We start from the raw sequence: 17,429 nt of genomic DNA on the forward strand, positions 1-17,429 counted from the left end.
TAATTCTATAAAATATTAACCAAAATGATAAGAGTCTGTTGTATCTGCGTAAATGGCTTTTTGTCTTTCATCAGAATTTAAATTTGATCAACCATAAGTATTTCGTGTTACAACAAAAATTGATTTATTGTCAGGATTACCACTTTTAACTAGGTTAATCACCTCGTTATGAAATTCAAAAAATCCTGAGTAAATAATATCTACAATATAATTTATATACCCCGTCTCCATATTTTCGGCTGAAAATCTTATTGGTAATTTTGAAATTAATTTAAATAAATATGATTTAAAATCAGACGTACTTCTTTCAAAGAAAATTTTTTCAATAACGCGAGAAGTATTTAATGATAATTTAACTACGAGTCCATTATGACCATAATTTCAAATTATTTTAAAAAAATCATTTTTAGAATCATAATATGGATTTTCATCACTAATTGGTAAACAAGTTAAACTACCATTATCATTAAAATCACTATCTCTTAGTTTTTTATTTTTAAAAATTTCGGTAAGAACTCAGGCAGAACCATCATTATCAACAGTGATTGATTGAATTGGTTCATTTAGGCCAGATACTTTTTTTACTTCATCACTACCATTGCCTTTTCTATAATAAACACCATTTGTTGTTCCAAAATAAGCTGCGTTTGTTTTTAATTCACCAGCACTATCCTTATGTAATAAAGCCATTGAAGTAACATTGTCTGGAATACTTGGTAGCAAATAAGCATCTCTATCTAAAAGATTATAACCAACCCAATATACTTTACCACTTTGTGTGACCCCACTTGCTTCTCTTATACTTCTAATATTTTCATTTGAACAATAATTTTGTAATGGAAATGTAATACTACTCATTAATCTATAATCACAATCCATTAATTTTTCTAATTTTAAAACATTCCCATTTTTATTACGGATTAAATACAAGTCCTCAGTGGTTCTGATATAAGCATCTCCAACCTCTCTATCTACAACCTTAGTATTTTTATCTAAAATTTGGACTGAAATTATATCTCCCTTAATTTTTGCAATATCTGATTCTAAATCACAAAATTTTTGATTTAAATTATCATTTATATCTCTTTTTTGGTTTGATCCATGATGGCATGAATTAAATGCGTAATTAACAGCTATTAAAAATAAGATTCTTATAGTATGACTATTATAAATTTGATCTGTAATTACATTTATTGGAATATTTGGTAAAACATTATTTATAAATCATATTTTTCATTTATTTCTGCTTTGTCTAGGTAATTTTTCATATTGCATTTCCAATTTTGATTGTGTTATACCTCAAAGAGCATTATCTATTCGTGGTTGATTATTTTCATAAAAATAATGACTATAGGGTAAGCTTTGAATTCCCACGCCGTAATTTCTAACGTCATTGTCATTTATTTGTTTTAAAGTACTAACTCCCTGCTCGGGTCACTTCATTGCAATTTGATAATGATTATTAGGATCATTTTTATTCATTCCAAAAGTAATAAAATTATCAGAATTAATAACTTTTTCGTTAATTAAATCATTCATTTTTCTAAATCGTCAATTTTCTGCAACAACTACAGCAATTACTCCTAAAGAATTCCTAATATCACCATTAGTTCCTCCTTGGTAGTTAGATAATGTTTTAAAGGAATTAACAATTGTGCTTCAATTAATATTTAAATTAATTCCATTTCCGTTTCCATCAACAAAAAGATCTCTATAATCAGCTTTAAATTCCAAAGGAGTGGAACTACTAATATTAATATTATCTATAGAATCTATATGTCTTATATCAGCTTCTGAAAAATAATAATATTTATTTTTTACAGCAAACCCCTCCAAATAAAGATCCCTAGTTCTAAAAACTAAATCAATTATTTGAGATTGTGAATTTTCCTCAATAATAACAGGAACAGTAAAACCGTCGTAGGGTGTGCCTACAAACTTATATCTTGGTTTACCTCTTACTGAACCTTTAAATCTATCTCCCATTTTGGGTGTAGTATTATCTTCAACTTTAAATCTATTTAAGACAACAATCTCACTATTATCATTTATAACAGTACTTGTACTAGGCTGATCATTCTCTATATTAAATATAACACGTAGTATGTCAGCTTGTATTAAAGCACGAAAAACTTTATTATGTCAATTTTTAAAAGAATTAGGATTATTTATGTTAATTCTTATATCTTCTAAATTAACATTAAATAAATTATTGTTTTCTCTTTTATTTCTGATTAAATTTTCTAAATTATTTTCTTGCTTTTCATATGTACTTGTAGCAATTGTTGTTTGTATTACAGTTCCATTAATTGTTAATATACTTAATAAATTTAAAAATTTTTTCATTATTTGTATTTTCCCTTTTTTATCTTGAAACTTTTTATCAAGATCTATTGACATTATATATATATATATATATATGTATATATATACAAGCATTTTTAAATATATTTTAGAAACGATACTTACTTATGATTATGATTGTTTAAAAAAGTTTGAAGTTTTATAAAAATTATTTTAAATGATATAACTATACTATATTATTTTTTTTAAAAAATGAGGTGAATTAATGAAATATATTATTAATGATTCTAATTTAAGTGATTTACAAGCAAAATTGCAAGATTTTTTAAGTAAAAATTGTCAAAATAAATATTATAAAAGAATAAAAAAGAAAATATTTGCATATATTAATTTATGTAAGGAGTTTTTTCTTGAAACTAAGTTGTTATTAAAAGATTTAATTAAAAAATATTTTAAAAATAAATTTTCAACTTTTTATTATTGAGCAAATAAAATTTTACTTGCATATGCAAATAATAATTTTGAAGATTTATTATTAAAATCAACAGTTCCTAATAATATTAATTATCAATATGGTGAAGATACTCGAAAAAATATCTGTGATTTATATTTTGAGTATTGTAATAAACACGCTGGCGGTGTTTTATCTTTGTTTTATAATTTAAAAAAAGGAATTCACGGCGAAGAATTAAAAAGTAAAGCACCAAAAAATTTAAAAACATTTTTTCGTTGACTTAAAAAAGATAAACGTTAATTAAAAATAAAAAATAAAATTAAAGAAATTAAAAGACAACACCCAAGATATGAAGTTAAAGAATTAGGATTATTACAAATGGATGCTAAATATTTTATGCCAAGTAAATTTCCAGTTGATAAAAAGTATTATGTTTATGATTTTATTGATGAAAGAATCAGAGGAGTATTCGGTTATATTTATGATAAATTATGCACTGAAAATGCTATTGATGCTGTTAAAAGAGCAATCCGTGATTTTAAAAAAATATTTGGTATTAAAATAACACGAATTAGAACTGATAACGGTTCTGAATTTATTAATAGTCATCGGAATAATCAAAAAATTACTGTTAAAGAAAATAATTTTACTCAATTTTTAACAGATAAAAATATTTTACATCAAACAACACCCGTTCGTTCTCCGCAGTCAAACGGTAAAATTGAAAGATTTCATCAAAATTATACTAAGTTATTTGTATTTAATGAAAAAATATTGGATGCAGTTGGTTTACAAAATAAACTAAATGATTACTATTACTTTTATAATTTTGAAAGAGCACATAAATCTTTAAAATTTCAGACACCATTTGAATTTTTAAATAATTTAACTAAATAATTTAAAGTTTATAAAGTTTTATTTAAACTATTTTTTAGTGTGTCAATTTTAGAATTTTTATTTATATATGTATCATTTTTAATGATGTTTTTATATTTTAAATTATATATTTTATTATTTTTTATTTTTTTCTTGCAATCTCCAAAATGTGTGTGGTATACTACAAGTTAATTTAAAAAGGTCTAATGAAACACACAATACAAAAAATGAAAATGTTGAAGCAGATACTTATTCATTTGAATTTAATTCCTTGCCCAGAGCATAAGATAATATTATTAAAAGTTATATTAGTGAAAATACTAATAAAAATATTTTTAATAGTTGATTTAATGAAGTATATAAAGAAAATAGTGAAATACATTCTGAAATAATTAAAATCAATATTAGTAAAATTAATAAAATAGAGAAACCAATCATTCATGTTACAAACGCAGCAAGTACAACACCAGAAAAGTTAAAACCACAATTTAAAGCTGTTGTTTTAAAAGCAGTAAATAGTTCTTTAACCGAGAGTGATTTTGATTACTTTATTGAAAGTAAAGGTGAAGACTGACCAATTAATATTACAAATGATAAAACTGTAGAAGTTCAAATTGAAGGTAAAAATAACGCTATTGGTCAAACAAATCCGATTGATGTTGTAATTAAAAATTCTTAAAAAATATTTAAGAATTTAAAGGAGTTAAATATGAACAAAAAATTAAAGTTGGGAATGTTGATATAAATATTAATACAAGTGCTTATTTTTTAGTAATTTATGAACAATTAACTGGTAGTGATTTAATTACTGATTTTGAAAAAATGAAGAATGAAAAATTTTCATATAAACAATTACTAGATATGTTATTTTCTTTTGCATATAATTATGATAATAATTTAGATTATAAAGAATTTTTCCAAAGTATCCCATTATCAGAAATTATGAATGAAGCATTTGTAACAAAATTAAATAATTTAATAGCAGAGGTATTTATTTCAAATAATAATATTAATGAAAAAAATTAGTTAATCAAAATTTAAATAAAAATTGAACTCATACTTTTATTTGTTTAATTAAAGAATGTGGTTATTTAGTTAGTGATTTAAAATTATTTACCTTAAAACAATTTTTAAATATTATCGCTTTACATTCAGAAAGATATAAAGATGTTAATAATTTTTCTAAAAAACCAACACAAGAAAAAATAAATAAAATATTTTTTGGAGGTTAAAATTTAATGGCAGAACAAATCAAAGGAATGCATCTTGAAATTAGTACAAATTTATCAAATATAAATACAGAAGTCAAAAAATTAACCGATACTGTTAATCTTTCAAATCGAAAACTTGCTAATCTTGATGCTAATTTAAAATTTAAAAATGGTAAAGAAATTGATATTTTAAGAAATAAAATTGTTGAATATAACAAAAATATTGAAAATACAACAAAACAAAAACAACAATTAATTAATAAAGTAAATGAATTACAAAAAAATAAAAAAGAATATTTAAATCAAATTAAAAAAACTGAAATAGCAATTAAAAATGCAACAGATGAAAAACAAATTAAAAAATTAAATGTTGAATTGTCTCAATTACAAAAGAAATTTAATACAATACCAAGGGAAATTTAATTTACAAATTTAACTATCGATAGAATTGATCGTAATATAATTAAGTTTAATAGCGACTTAAAAGAAACTAACAAACAACTATCTAAAATAAGTGGCGATAAATTTATTAAATTTGGAAACAAATTATCAGATATAGGTAAAAAATTAAGTGCTTATATTACAATACCGTTAATTGGTATTAAGGCTATTTTAGGAAAAATAACAAAAGATACGATTTTATTTGGTGAAGAATTAAATAAAACAGCACAAAAAATTAATATTTCAACTGATAATTTACAAAAATTTAGATTTATTGCTAAAAAGATTGGTTTAGAAACTGAAAATATTGAAATTTTATTTCAAAAACTAAATAAAACAACCTATGAATTGTCACAAGGCATTATTAATGAAAGTGCTGATGCATTTCAACAATTAGGAATTAATATTAAAAATACTAGTGGGGAATTAAAAAATACTGAAACTATTTTTTTAGAAACAAAAAATGCACTATCTAAAATAACAAATGAAACATAAAAAAATAACTTCATTTTTAAAATTTTTGGTTATGAATTAGGTAGTAAAATTGCTCCGTTATTATTAAAAAGTAATGAGGAAATAAAAAATCTAACTAATAATTTTGAAAATTTAACATTAATTTCAAATGAAAATATTAAAAAATCGACAGAATTAAGTAATAAATGAAGTGAATTAACACAAAAACTATCAATAATAAAAATGGAATTATCAATAAGTTTATTCCCTATTTTTAAAAAGTTTGTTAATTTTATTGATAATAATTTAATACCTTCAATTAAAAAAATAACCGATACTTTTAATTCATTAAGTATTAGTCAAAAAGAATTAATATTTAAAATTTTAGGTATATTAACAGTTATGGCGCCGACTGTATTAGTATTTGGAAAATTATTATCTATTGGTGGTTTATTAATAAATAACATTAATTTATTAAAAACAGCTTTTTTAGAGTTATCATCTTCAATGGGTGCAATTGGAATAGGAATAAGTATATTATTGGTGCTTTATTAGTACCCTTATTAGCCCAAAATGGAGATTTTAAAGAGTTATTAAAAGAATTAGGAAATATTTGTAAACAATTATTAATTCCAGTTATTGAATTACTTAAAAATTTATTTCAAGCATTAATGCCAATTTTAAAACCAATTTTTACAATATTTAATGGATTAGCATCTATTTTTGCTAAGATTGGAAAAGCAATTATAACTTTTTTAATACCTCCATTTAATTTTTTAATTAAAATTTTAAATATTATTATATGACTAATAAATAAAGTATTAACAGGACTAAAATATTTAACATTTGGATTAGTAAATATTCAAATTCCATCATTATCAGAAATTCAAAAACCAGCATTACAACAATCAACTCTTAATACAAAAAATATAAATAATAGTAATACATTTAATAATAATTTTAATATTTCAAATAATATCGATATTGAAGAAGCAACAAATCAAATTCTTATACAAATGGGAAATAAAATAAATAGGAGTTAAAATTTTATGATAGTTAGAACATTTAAAATAAAAACAAGTAATAATGAAATTATTGATTTACAAAATACTAGTGACATATTAACCGCTTCTTTTAATAATATTAGTATTGGTTTTAATAATTCTTTTTTAAATGTTAAAAATAACTTTATTTTAGAGTCAAATAAAAAAATATTAAATGAATTATCCTTAAAATTATTATTTATAAACCCTAACGCATATCAAAAATATCGTGATTTTATTGAAAAAATAAAATATGAACTCGCTAACTCTGAATCATTAAAATTAATTTATGGTGTTACATATAATAATAACTATAATGAATATTATTGTGATGTATATATTAAAAATATTGGTAAAAATGAATTAAACCAATTCAATAATTTAGAAGTTGATTTTATTTTAGAACAAGTTTCTAATTGAAAAAAAATTCAAATTAAGTGGGAATTAATTATTAATACAAGCGGCGGAAAAAAATATAATTATAAATTTGGAGCATTTAAATATACAAGTATTTATGATCAAACAAAGAAAATTAAAAATAATAGTGATTTACCAGCAAAAGGCGAAATAATTATAAATGGTGCATCAATAAATCCACACATAAAACTTCTTAAAGATAATAAAGAAATTAGCGAATGTAAAATTTATGAAACAATCAAGGAAAATGAAGCAATTATTATTAATACAACTATCGAAAATCAAAAAATTATAAAAATTATTAAAGATAAAAACAACAAAATTAAACAAGAAATTAATATTTACGAAAAACAAGACTTTAATTTAAATACATTTTTTACAATACCAATAGGAGAATATAAAATTAAATACTTTAATGATTTACCAACATCAAAATTAGCAGGGAGTTTAGAAATAAAATACTATGAAGAATATTTATCAGTCTAATTATTTTAATATTAATATTTTTTCACAAATTGATTTACATTTTAAAGACAATAGTATTGTTGAAAAATATAATATTTATGAAGATATTTATGTTTTACAAGTTTCAAAATTTATATTAAGTAAAAATAATATAAACGCCGTTATTGGTGATTATGTTTATATAACTAATAATGTTAATCAAAAAATATATTTAGGAACAATAACAAATATCGAAAATATTGAAGAAAACAAATCTTGCATAATTAATTGTAAACCAATAATTGAAATATTTGATTTTAAAATATTAGTTAAAAATAGTATAAATGAACTTGCTTGAAATTATTTATATACAATTTCTGATCACTATTTTAATCGAGACAGTTTTTTAAAGGAATTTTTAAAAAATAACTTAATATGAACTAATAAATCAGATAATAGCAAATATACATTTATACAAGGTAATCAATCAGAATTAAGTTTTTTTGATTTTTATAAAATTATTTATGATCAAACAAGAAATTATTTATCTTTTGAATTAGACATCAAAAATAAAAAAATTAATATAACTTATAATTCGCCAAATAACGAAAAATATTATTTAAAAGATAACATTAATGATATTTATAATTTAAAAATAGATGATTTTTACAAACAAGCAATTAATAAATTAGATATTTATGATGAAAATAATAACTTTAAAGAAAATTGATATTTACTTAAAAATAATGAAATTATTAATAATAAAGCATTAGATAATATTTTAAATATCTGAAATAATAAAATTTCTGCAGAAACAATAAAAATTACAGTTGAAAGTAAAAAAATAACATTAGATTTAATTAAAAATATTCCTATCGGTACAAAAACATTCGGAAGAGATAGAACTACATATTTGCAATTAATTGAAAATAATATATGATATTTATATAAAAATAATATTGAAGATGAAAAATCATATTCAAATATTGCAGTTGTTAATTTTCTAAAACAATCTAATAAAATAATTTTTGCTTTTCCAAATAATGAAAATAATTTAAATGAAATAGCAAAATATAATATTTTTAATTGAAATGAATTTTTAGAATTAGAAAAATTTACAACAGAATCGCAAATAGAATTAGAAAATTTAGCAGATGTTAAAAAATATATTGAAAATATTAAAAATAAAAAAGATATTAAAAATAGAATTTTACCCATTATAAATAAAACTGCTAAATTAGATAAAAAAATTAATATATTTGATTATGCTAAACAAGAACTACAACAAAGCAAATATTCACATGCAATAGAATTTGATATTAATAAAAATACAAATATTTTAGATTTAAACAAAATAAAATTAGGCAATAAATTTATTCTATATTTTAATAACAAAGAATATGAAACAATATTATCCGCAATTCAATATGAAAATAACAAAAATACCATTCATTTAGTATTTGGAAAAGCAAGAATTAATTTTATTGATATGTTAAAAACAAAAATATTGGTCGTATGTAAAAAATAAGGGTTTTTGTTTTTAAATGTTATTTGGTTCAATAAAATAAAGACATTTTTTACCTGTTTTTATAAAACCCTTCTTTTTCCATGCGACCATAAATTATAAATCTCATAATGAATATATTAATGATGTTAAAAAATGAAATAAATGATATTCAAACCAAAAAGAAAAATATATAATAAATGAAAGTTTGTAAACCTTTTTATTAATACTTACTAAACAGGGTGCAGTCTAGTGAGTCTAAGTTTGGGCTTTTTTATTTGTTCCAGCACTATAACCAATTATTTCACGATTAAGCAAGTCAATTAATAAACAAATATAATATCATTTAGCACCAAATTGAACATATGTTAAATCACTAACAACAACTTCATTTGGTTGTTTATTATTAAATTCACGGTTTAAAACGTTGCTAATTTCGTCGTTATTAATCACTGACTTATGATTGTGATATTTTAATTTGGTGTATTTAAATATTAACTGATTTTTAATCATAATTTGGCGAATTTTTCGCACGGAATATTTTTCTTTATTATTGTTAATAATTTCTATTTTTTGCCAATTATCAGTGCCGCTTGATTTAAAATGTCGTTTTCCATTCGTAATTGGATTAATTCTTTCCGCAAGGCAATCTAGTTCAGTTTCTTCAACAGTGCGGTTATCTTTTACTTTAAAAGATCCAGAATTATTAAATTTTTCAATTCACTGATATACGGCTGATTTTAACAACTCATATTCCTTAAAAATTTCAAGAATGGTTTTACCATTTTGATAAAGTAAAACAATTTGTTTTTTTTAAATTCATCGGTATGTGAATTTCTTCCCATTTTTATATTTCCATTTTCTTCATAACTATATTTTATTTGAAAGTCCACATAAATATGGTCCAACTTATTGTAACCTATCCATAAATCATAAAAAATTAATAAACTTATAACAAATTAAAAATAAAAAAAATAATCACAAAAAATATTAAATTAAAAATATTGTTTTTAATATTTATTTTTAAAATTATAAAATTAAACACAACAAAAAATAAATTTTACTAATCTTAACAAACACTAATTTAATTTAAAAAAATTTTTTTAAAATATTGTCTTGATGTAAAATTTTCCAAGCAAGGTCTAATTGTGGTATTTAATATATCTAAAATAGATTTTAATCTACTACGAATATTAATTAATGGCTCATTTTAACCCAAATCAACGCCTTATATCTCTATTTATTCTTTCTACTAATGCTTTCTGGCAAAGTTTACCAAGATCACAAAAATAAACTCTTATTTTAAAGTGTTTTTCTATTGTTTTTCATCTGTAAATTGTAAATACCAAATCATAAAAAGTTAACTAAATTAATAGTTAACTTTTTATGATTTGGTATTTACAATTTACAGTGAATAATAACAATTTACAAATAATTTATTTTAAATAATGTTATTATCAATTTAATAAGAGATAAAAATTTGGAGCTTGTATCTACACAATGCCTTTATAAAATTAGGTCATTAAACCAGCCCAGCTTCATATAATAGTTTAAAGCGTCCTTCAACTTGTTTTAATTCATCAAAAGTTCCACTTTGGACAACACCACTTCCTTTTTCTAACACGATAATTTGATCAACATTTTTAATCGTACTTAACCGGTGGGCAATAATAATTGTTGTTCGCCCTTTCATTAACTTATCTAATTCCGTTTGAATTTCTTTTTCAACAATATTATCTAAAGCACTTGTTGCTTCATCAAGAATTAAAATTTCTGGATTGCGTAAAAACATTCGAGCAATTACTAACCGTTGTTTTTGTCCTCCTGATAAAATAAAACCCCGCTCTCCTAAAAGCGTATTAAATCCTTCTGGTAAATTAACAATAAAATTATATAGTTCTGCTTTCTTCGCGGCGGCCTCACACTCCGCATCAGTTGCGGTAAAGGTTCCATAGTGAATATTATCATAAAAAGTCCCATAAATAATTTGTGGCTCTTGTTCCACATAACCAACATGATCTAAGTATGATTTTAAATTAATTTTTTTTAAGTTCTGCTTATTATTAATATAAATGTCTCCTTTGGTTGGATCATAATAACGTAATAATAATTTTGAAATAGTTGACTTCCCAACCCCCGTTTCGCCAACAAAGGCATAACTTTTTCCTTGTTTAAAATGGAAATTAAAGTTTTCTAAAATATATGGTGCTTCTTCATCACTAGGATCGTACTTGAATCACACTTTATCAAAAACAATTTCGCCATTAACATCTTTTAATGGTATTGTTGTTAGATTAATATTGATTTTCGGAGCTTGTTTAAAAATTTCATTCACCCTAGTTGCCGAAGTTGAGGCTGATGCTAAATTAGCTAATAATCGTACAACTTGAATAATTGGAAAAATTAAGGAATTAATACTCATGGTAATTGATAACATTACCGTTGGATCTAACCGATTATCATTAACAAAAACAATTCCAACGATTAAGGCAATAGTATTCATACTCATTAAGGATGTGATGGCAAAAGCAATAGCCCCTGATTGGATTCTAATCGCACGCATACTTACTTTATAATATTCCTGATGAATTTTATTAAAGCGTTCTTTTTCATATTCATTTGTTCCTGATGCTTTAATTAACCGAATAGCATTAATCCGGTCATTAACATCCCCATTAATATTCGATACCACTTGGCGTTGTTTATAAATTAACCGACGAATAAAGGTAAAAAGAAAGGTTGTTAATAATAAAATTATAAATGACACTCCTAAAATAATTCCTGCTAACTCGGCGACTGTTGCACTACCATCAAGATAGACAAAGTTTCCATTCGCATCAAGAACTGGCTGAATCCCGTGGGAACCATCTTTGTATTGTAAAATATGGTTATCTAAAGTAAACATAATCCCAATACTACCAATAAAGGTAAAAAAGGCATTTAAAAAGTTTTGGGGAACTTGGTACGCTTGATCCCCCAGGATTTGCGTATCAGAAATTAGTTTTGTTAAAATATCCCCCATTTTTTTATCATGATAATAATTCATATCTAAATCAACTAGTTTATTTAAAACTTTAATTCGAATATCAATTTCAATTTTACGGGAAATTGAACCCCCAACTAAATTTTGTAAATATAAGAAAATCCCTGAAACAACAAAGGTTGTTCCAAATCCAATTGCTCAATATAGTAATGTTTCTCAAGCCATTGCAGGATCATTAATACTTGTTCGTTTTGACATTCCGGTTGTTAATTCCATCATTATAATATTTGTTAATTTTGGAATGGCAACAGTAATCCCACAAGTAATAATGATAAATAAAATTCAACATAATCAACGCAATCAGAATTGTTTATAATAAATTGATAATAATTTAAAAAAACCCATCGGACTGGCTTTTGGATTTTTAACTGCAAACTGTGCTTGTTGTGCCTGCTTGCTAGTTAAATTTGGCCCATCATTTTTTGCTCTCATAATTAACTCCTTCTTTATGCATTTTTTGTTAAATACTTAACAAAATAATTATACGAATTCTAAGAAATATTACAAGTTATTTTTTTATAATTGTTAATACTGAATATGTAAAGAAAAGTTTACATAAAAAATAAAATTTATTTAGGATTAAGTTATTCTGTATTCAACAGGACTTAATCCTTTTAATTTTCTTTGTGGTCTAATTTCATTATAAAATTTAATATATTGTGGAATCATTTTATATATATTCTTTGTTTCTAAAAATACGTTTTAATGTTTCAAAAAATTAAGTGTATACTGTAAATACTAAATGATAAAAAGTTAACTATTAATTTAGTTAACTTTTTATCATTTAGTATTTACAGTATACATATTTAAGAACATCTCCTTAATAAATTAATAAAATTTTAACATAATTTTCTATTTTTTATATCTACTTTATTTTAGATGCTCATACTTAACATTTTATTTTAATGAGGTCGGCATTTCTTTTTTTAACAATTCAGCAATTGTTGCTAAATCAGTTAGTAATGTTTGATAGCGGGCTGCGGATAAAGTCACCATAATGCTCTGATCTAACTCATTCACTAATTTAAAAACAAGCGGTTTTAATTTTCGTCATTTATCAGTTAAAGTTAAATAAATACTTTTTTTATTATTTTCGGGACGTTTTTTTACAATGTAACCCTTTTGAACGAGTTTTTTGGAAATAATAGTAATATTAGCTCGTGATTGATGAACAACTTGGGCTAATTCGTTCAGCGTATAATCTGGAAAGCGTTCAATTAAAATTAATAGCCAAATGTTTGAAATTTGAAAATCATGATAACCGTGCTTTTGCAATTCATTTTCAATTTGTTGGGAAAAAACTTTATTAATAAAACCCAAGTAACGAAAAAGAGTTCCACCGCATTCTTCATTTTCTGGTCGTATCTTTTCCAAATTAATCTCCTCCTAAATGATTTTTTCCATGATTTATTTTTTCTTATCTTAACATAGAATTTACAATGATCTACTAAAAATGCAAATTTTTATTTTTGTGATATTTTTTTGAAACAATATGTTACAAATTGATTAGCAGATGCATAATCTGTTATTGAAATTGATATTTTATAAAAATATTTTGTTAAATCATAATTTGGAATAGTAAATGTTAATTTTTCATTTTCCTCAGGATGTATACTGTAAAATTAAATCATAAAAAGTTAACTATTAATTTAGTTAACTTTTTTAAGTTAATTTTTAAGTTAATTATAGGAGGTTGAAATTATGCAAATAAAGCAATATTTAATTTTGCGGTCGTTAGTAAAAAAGTATGGTAAAGATATTGTTATTAATACTGTCAATAAGATTGCAAATGATATTGAAATTAAAAAGTAAAGAATAAATTATCCCGCTTAATTTACAATCTTTAATTAACTTTCAATTACTTCCAACTGGTGGTTGTTGTGGTTTGGGTTCTGGTTTATTACTCGCCGTTTTCACTATTATTTGGTATTTACAATTTACAAATTTAAATATTTCTAATTTTGATAAAAATGACGCCATTTTATCTAATCTTCTTTTATGTTATTTTCCAGTAGTTCTTGTGCTGCTAAACGAGCAATCATTGCAGCATTATCCGTACAATATTCTAATTTTGGGATAATTACCTTTAAATTTGGGGTTGCCAAATTTAAAATTGCTGTTCGTAATGCGCTATTAGCTGAAACCCCACCAACTAACGTAACCTTTTGCGGTTGAAAATTTTGAATTGCTAATTTTGTTTTCCGCATAATAATATCAACACATGTTTTTTGAAATGTTGCACAAAAATTAGACAGATTAATTTTAGTATTGCGTTGTTCTTTTTCAATTAAATTAGCGACTGCTGATTTTAATCCACTAAAAGAGAAATTATAACTATGGTCATTTAATGGCAGCGGCAAGTGATATTGTCCTAATTCACCTGCTGCTGCTAACTTATCAATAATCGGGCCGCCAGGGTATCTTAAATCTAGCATCCGGGCAACCTTATCATAACACTCACCAATTGCATCATCCAATGTTGATCCTAAAATTTCAAAATCCAAATTTTTTTTCATTAATATTAACTGAGTATGGCCACCACTAACTAGCACTGCTAAAAGAGGAAATAAGAAATCGTTATCGATCGCGCTAGCATAGATGTGACCATATAAATGGTTTAAAGGTAAAATTGGAAGCTCTAAATAATTAGCTAAAGTTTCAGCTATTATTTTCCCAATATGTAAAGCTCCAATTAAACCTGGTTTTGCTGTGTATGCAATGTATTGTAATTCTGTTATCTTAATATTAGCTTTTTCTAAAGCTTCCAATAAGACATATGAAAAATTTTTTAAATGCAATCGCGAAGCAAGTTCGGGGACAACGCCCCCATATTTCGTATGTTCTTTAATTTGCGATGAAATAATATTTGCTAAAATTTTTCCATTTTTGAAAATAGCAATACTAGTTTCATCACAACTTGTTTCAATTGCAAAAATTACCATTTCATGCACCTCCTGAATATTATATAATAATTGGCTGTATGTATTATTTAAGGATTTTAATTAATATCTTAAAAATTGTGGAATAATATACCATTTACTTACTTAAATTATATTACTTTTAATTTTATTGTCAATATATTTTTCTATTTTTTTAAATTTTTCCACGACAAAAATACATTTTTATTAAAATTGGTAGTCGGAAAAAAGTTGATTTTTTATAAAAATTATAAATAAAGTAATTAAATATAAATTAAAGTAACCGCTTATTAGAGCAATTTTTTTATTTGCATTATTCATCAGATAGTATCTTTAAAATTAAAAATTAATCTATTTTTCCCTACAAATTAGTTAATTTTTATAATTTCCTTTCTGTGATTTATTATATTTTTTCGGTTTAATAACTAATAATATCATTTTTAATAAAGATACTATCTGATGAATAATGCAATCTAAAACTTAATATTTTGATGCTTAAAGATGAATAACTCATCTATGGCACGAAGCTTTAAAGAAAGTATGAAAGCGATTGGATTTACTCTCCTATTTATTTCTTTAATTCTTGGCAAGATTAATCACTTGTGAAATGTCAGAGCGCGTGTTTTTTGCTTGTTTTCATAAAAAGAGTGCTGTTAAACCGAAAAAAACAATATCGGACACTAAAAAAACAATAGGGTTGGAACTCCAAAAGGTTATTTTCTTTATATAAAGTTGTGTATGGATGGATGAAGCGTAATTAATAACTGGGTAAAATTTTTTACTTCCGTGGGGGATAAACTCTGTCTAAATATAAAGTTTTAGTATCGCCACTACTCACCCCCGAAGTGAGGTGGATGGCGAATTAAGATAATTAAATCAAAATATAAATATTTTTACTAAATATCAAAATATTAACCAACAAAGGGATTTTCTTTTTATTTAAAAAGATAAATAAAAAGAAAGGAATAAAATATTATGCAAGAATATAAAAGTAAATATATCAATAAAACTTGAAATGAAATAACAACTTCGTTTGATTGAATTAATTGTAAACCCGTCAATTGTCGTATTTCCCACCATAAAAATCATTATAATTTACAATGTTTAGAATGAGCAAAAATGTACTTAAATTTATTTGAAGATAAATGAGATGTTATTAATTCATATATCCAACATTACAAAATTAATGATATTTTAGACTTGGCTGCGGATGGATGAAAAATATTACAAATTGAGAAAAAATAAAACTGTATACTGTAAAACTAAATCATAAAAAGCTAATAAAATTATAACAAATTAAAAATAAAAAACAATAATCACAAAAAATATTAAATTAAAAATACTGTTTTTAATTTAATATTTTTTGTGATTATTGTTTTTTATTTTTAATTTGTTATAATTTTATTAGCTTTTTATGATTTAGTTTTACAGTATACACAACAACAAAAGAAATTTCATTATTAGTTATTTTAATTTCATATTTACAATTTACACTTTTCTCTTTTAATTATCTACCAGTATTCATATAAAAATATTTTAGATTTATTTTTAAAAAAAGTTAAAAATAATGTATAATTATAATTAAACAATCATATATAAAATAATTCTTAGGAGGAATAGAAATGAAAAAACTGCTTAGCACATTGGCAGTATCAATAATTGTATCAGCATCAACAACAAGCTTAATAGCTTGTTCAGATAGTAATATGGCTTATTATAATGAGTTTATGAATGGTGTAAAAAATAACGAAAGTTTTATTTTTATGGTTTCCGTCCAAAATTGTATTCACTGTGAAAATACAATTAGCACAACAATTGCTGATTTATATAATAAAAATGGTTCTGGAAATGATAAATATGACAAGTATTTAGCTGGTTATTTTGACCAACAATTTTCCTTAAAAACTTATCCTCTTAGCGCGGAAGAACAAGAAAAAATTAAGAATACCCGTTTAATTATTACCGAAAATGTTAAAGATTATAATGGTGTTTGAAAAGAAAAATGAGCAGCCAAAATTGGGGATTGAATTGTTACTCAAGAACGAAATGCCCATAAAATTAATGGCGAAATTGATAAAACCATTACCGCTGATTCATTAGGATTAAGTGGAACACCAACTTATGTTTATGTTAAAAATGGTAAATATGTTGGTTTTGAAAAAGGGGAAATTGGAAACTTACAAACTGGTCCTAATAATGATGAATGAATGACTCGTTTTATTAACCATATGGTCTTAGAAAATTGAGATGTTGACCACAGTAAAGGATAATCTTACCATTAAAAAACACTCAGATAATTGCTGATTATTTTTTAATTAATC

Annotated in this window: 17 protein-coding genes and 1 pseudogene; 11 read left to right on the forward strand and 7 right to left on the reverse strand. The window is 23.5% G+C overall.

What is annotated here, in order from left to right:
• Positions 1 to 15: 15 nt before the first annotated feature.
• A complete protein-coding gene (locus AACK78_RS06810) occupies positions 16 to 2,346 on the reverse strand; it encodes a ribosome-inactivating family protein (RefSeq protein WP_338955305.1) in 2,331 nt (776 codons plus the stop codon).
• A 223-nt stretch (positions 2,347 to 2,569) separates the two neighbouring features.
• On the opposite strand from AACK78_RS06810, the gene AACK78_RS06815 reads away from it, so the two are divergent.
• From AACK78_RS06815 to AACK78_RS06855, 9 genes are all read left to right on the forward strand, one after another.
• A complete protein-coding gene (locus AACK78_RS06815; RefSeq protein ID WP_338955306.1) occupies positions 2,570 to 3,058 on the forward strand; it encodes a hypothetical protein in 489 nt (162 codons plus the stop codon).
• Positions 3,059 to 3,136: 78 nt separating this feature from the next.
• Positions 3,137 to 3,655, forward strand: coding sequence for a DDE-type integrase/transposase/recombinase (locus tag AACK78_RS06820; RefSeq protein ID WP_338955308.1), 519 nt, complete (start codon positions 3,137 to 3,139; stop codon positions 3,653 to 3,655).
• Between the two features lie 801 nt (positions 3,656 to 4,456).
• A complete protein-coding gene (locus AACK78_RS06825) occupies positions 4,457 to 4,660 on the forward strand; it encodes a hypothetical protein (RefSeq protein ID WP_338955310.1) in 204 nt (67 codons plus the stop codon).
• 212 nt (positions 4,661 to 4,872) lie between these two features.
• Positions 4,873 to 5,268, forward strand: a complete 396-nt coding sequence (locus tag AACK78_RS06830) for a hypothetical protein (RefSeq protein WP_338955312.1) — start codon at positions 4,873 to 4,875, stop codon at positions 5,266 to 5,268.
• Positions 5,269 to 5,634: 366 nt separating this feature from the next.
• Positions 5,635 to 5,781 carry a hypothetical protein gene (locus AACK78_RS06835; protein ID WP_338955314.1) on the forward strand — a complete coding sequence of 49 codons (147 nt, stop codon included), beginning with the start codon at positions 5,635 to 5,637 and terminating at the stop codon, positions 5,779 to 5,781.
• 201 nt (positions 5,782 to 5,982) lie between these two features.
• Positions 5,983 to 6,294 (forward strand): hypothetical protein, encoded by a 312-nt coding sequence (locus AACK78_RS06840; RefSeq protein WP_338955316.1) that lies wholly within the window; start codon positions 5,983 to 5,985, stop codon positions 6,292 to 6,294.
• A gap of 116 nt (positions 6,295 to 6,410) precedes the next feature.
• A complete protein-coding gene (locus AACK78_RS06845; RefSeq protein ID WP_338955318.1) occupies positions 6,411 to 6,782 on the forward strand; it encodes a hypothetical protein in 372 nt (123 codons plus the stop codon).
• Positions 6,783 to 6,788: 6 nt separating this feature from the next.
• Complete coding sequence (locus AACK78_RS06850) at positions 6,789 to 7,685, forward strand: phage distal tail protein domain-containing protein (RefSeq protein WP_338955320.1); 897 nt, start codon at positions 6,789 to 6,791, stop codon at positions 7,683 to 7,685.
• Complete coding sequence (locus tag AACK78_RS06855; RefSeq protein WP_338955322.1) at positions 7,663 to 9,171, forward strand: hypothetical protein; 1,509 nt, start codon at positions 7,663 to 7,665, stop codon at positions 9,169 to 9,171. Before AACK78_RS06850 ends, AACK78_RS06855 begins: the two co-directional genes overlap by 23 nt.
• A gap of 234 nt (positions 9,172 to 9,405) precedes the next feature.
• Here AACK78_RS06855 and AACK78_RS06860 read toward each other — a convergent pair whose 3' ends face one another.
• From AACK78_RS06860 to tsaD, 6 genes and pseudogenes are all read right to left on the reverse strand, one after another.
• Complete coding sequence (locus tag AACK78_RS06860) at positions 9,406 to 9,894, reverse strand: hypothetical protein (RefSeq protein WP_338955324.1); 489 nt, start codon at positions 9,892 to 9,894, stop codon at positions 9,406 to 9,408.
• Positions 9,895 to 10,231: 337 nt separating this feature from the next.
• A pseudogene (locus AACK78_RS07790) lies at positions 10,232 to 10,481 on the reverse strand (IS30 family transposase); the annotation flags it as partial.
• A 188-nt stretch (positions 10,482 to 10,669) separates the two neighbouring features.
• A complete protein-coding gene (locus tag AACK78_RS06870) occupies positions 10,670 to 12,622 on the reverse strand; it encodes an ABC transporter ATP-binding protein (protein ID WP_338955329.1) in 1,953 nt (650 codons plus the stop codon).
• A 147-nt stretch (positions 12,623 to 12,769) separates the two neighbouring features.
• Positions 12,770 to 12,859 (reverse strand): IS3 family transposase, encoded by a 90-nt coding sequence (locus AACK78_RS07795; RefSeq protein ID WP_422396866.1) that lies wholly within the window; start codon positions 12,857 to 12,859, stop codon positions 12,770 to 12,772.
• A gap of 228 nt (positions 12,860 to 13,087) precedes the next feature.
• On the reverse strand, positions 13,088 to 13,564 hold the full coding sequence (locus AACK78_RS06875; RefSeq protein ID WP_338955331.1) for a MarR family winged helix-turn-helix transcriptional regulator: 477 nt from the start codon (positions 13,562 to 13,564) through the stop codon (positions 13,088 to 13,090).
• A 611-nt stretch (positions 13,565 to 14,175) separates the two neighbouring features.
• Positions 14,176 to 15,132, reverse strand: a complete 957-nt coding sequence (gene tsaD / locus AACK78_RS06880; protein WP_338955333.1) for a tRNA (adenosine(37)-N6)-threonylcarbamoyltransferase complex transferase subunit TsaD — start codon at positions 15,130 to 15,132, stop codon at positions 14,176 to 14,178.
• Positions 15,133 to 16,083: 951 nt separating this feature from the next.
• Here tsaD and AACK78_RS06885 point away from each other — a divergent pair.
• Entirely contained in the window at positions 16,084 to 16,353 is a 270-nt protein-coding gene (locus AACK78_RS06885) for a hypothetical protein (protein ID WP_338955335.1), read from the forward strand.
• A 377-nt stretch (positions 16,354 to 16,730) separates the two neighbouring features.
• Positions 16,731 to 17,378, forward strand: a complete 648-nt coding sequence (locus AACK78_RS06890) for a hypothetical protein (RefSeq protein ID WP_338955337.1) — start codon at positions 16,731 to 16,733, stop codon at positions 17,376 to 17,378.
• Positions 17,379 to 17,429: the final 51 nt, after the last annotated feature.

The organism is Spiroplasma endosymbiont of Polydrusus cervinus (assembly GCF_964019755.1).
In the GTDB taxonomy this organism is placed as follows: domain Bacteria; phylum Bacillota_I; class Bacilli_A; order Mycoplasmatales; family Mycoplasmataceae; genus Spiroplasma.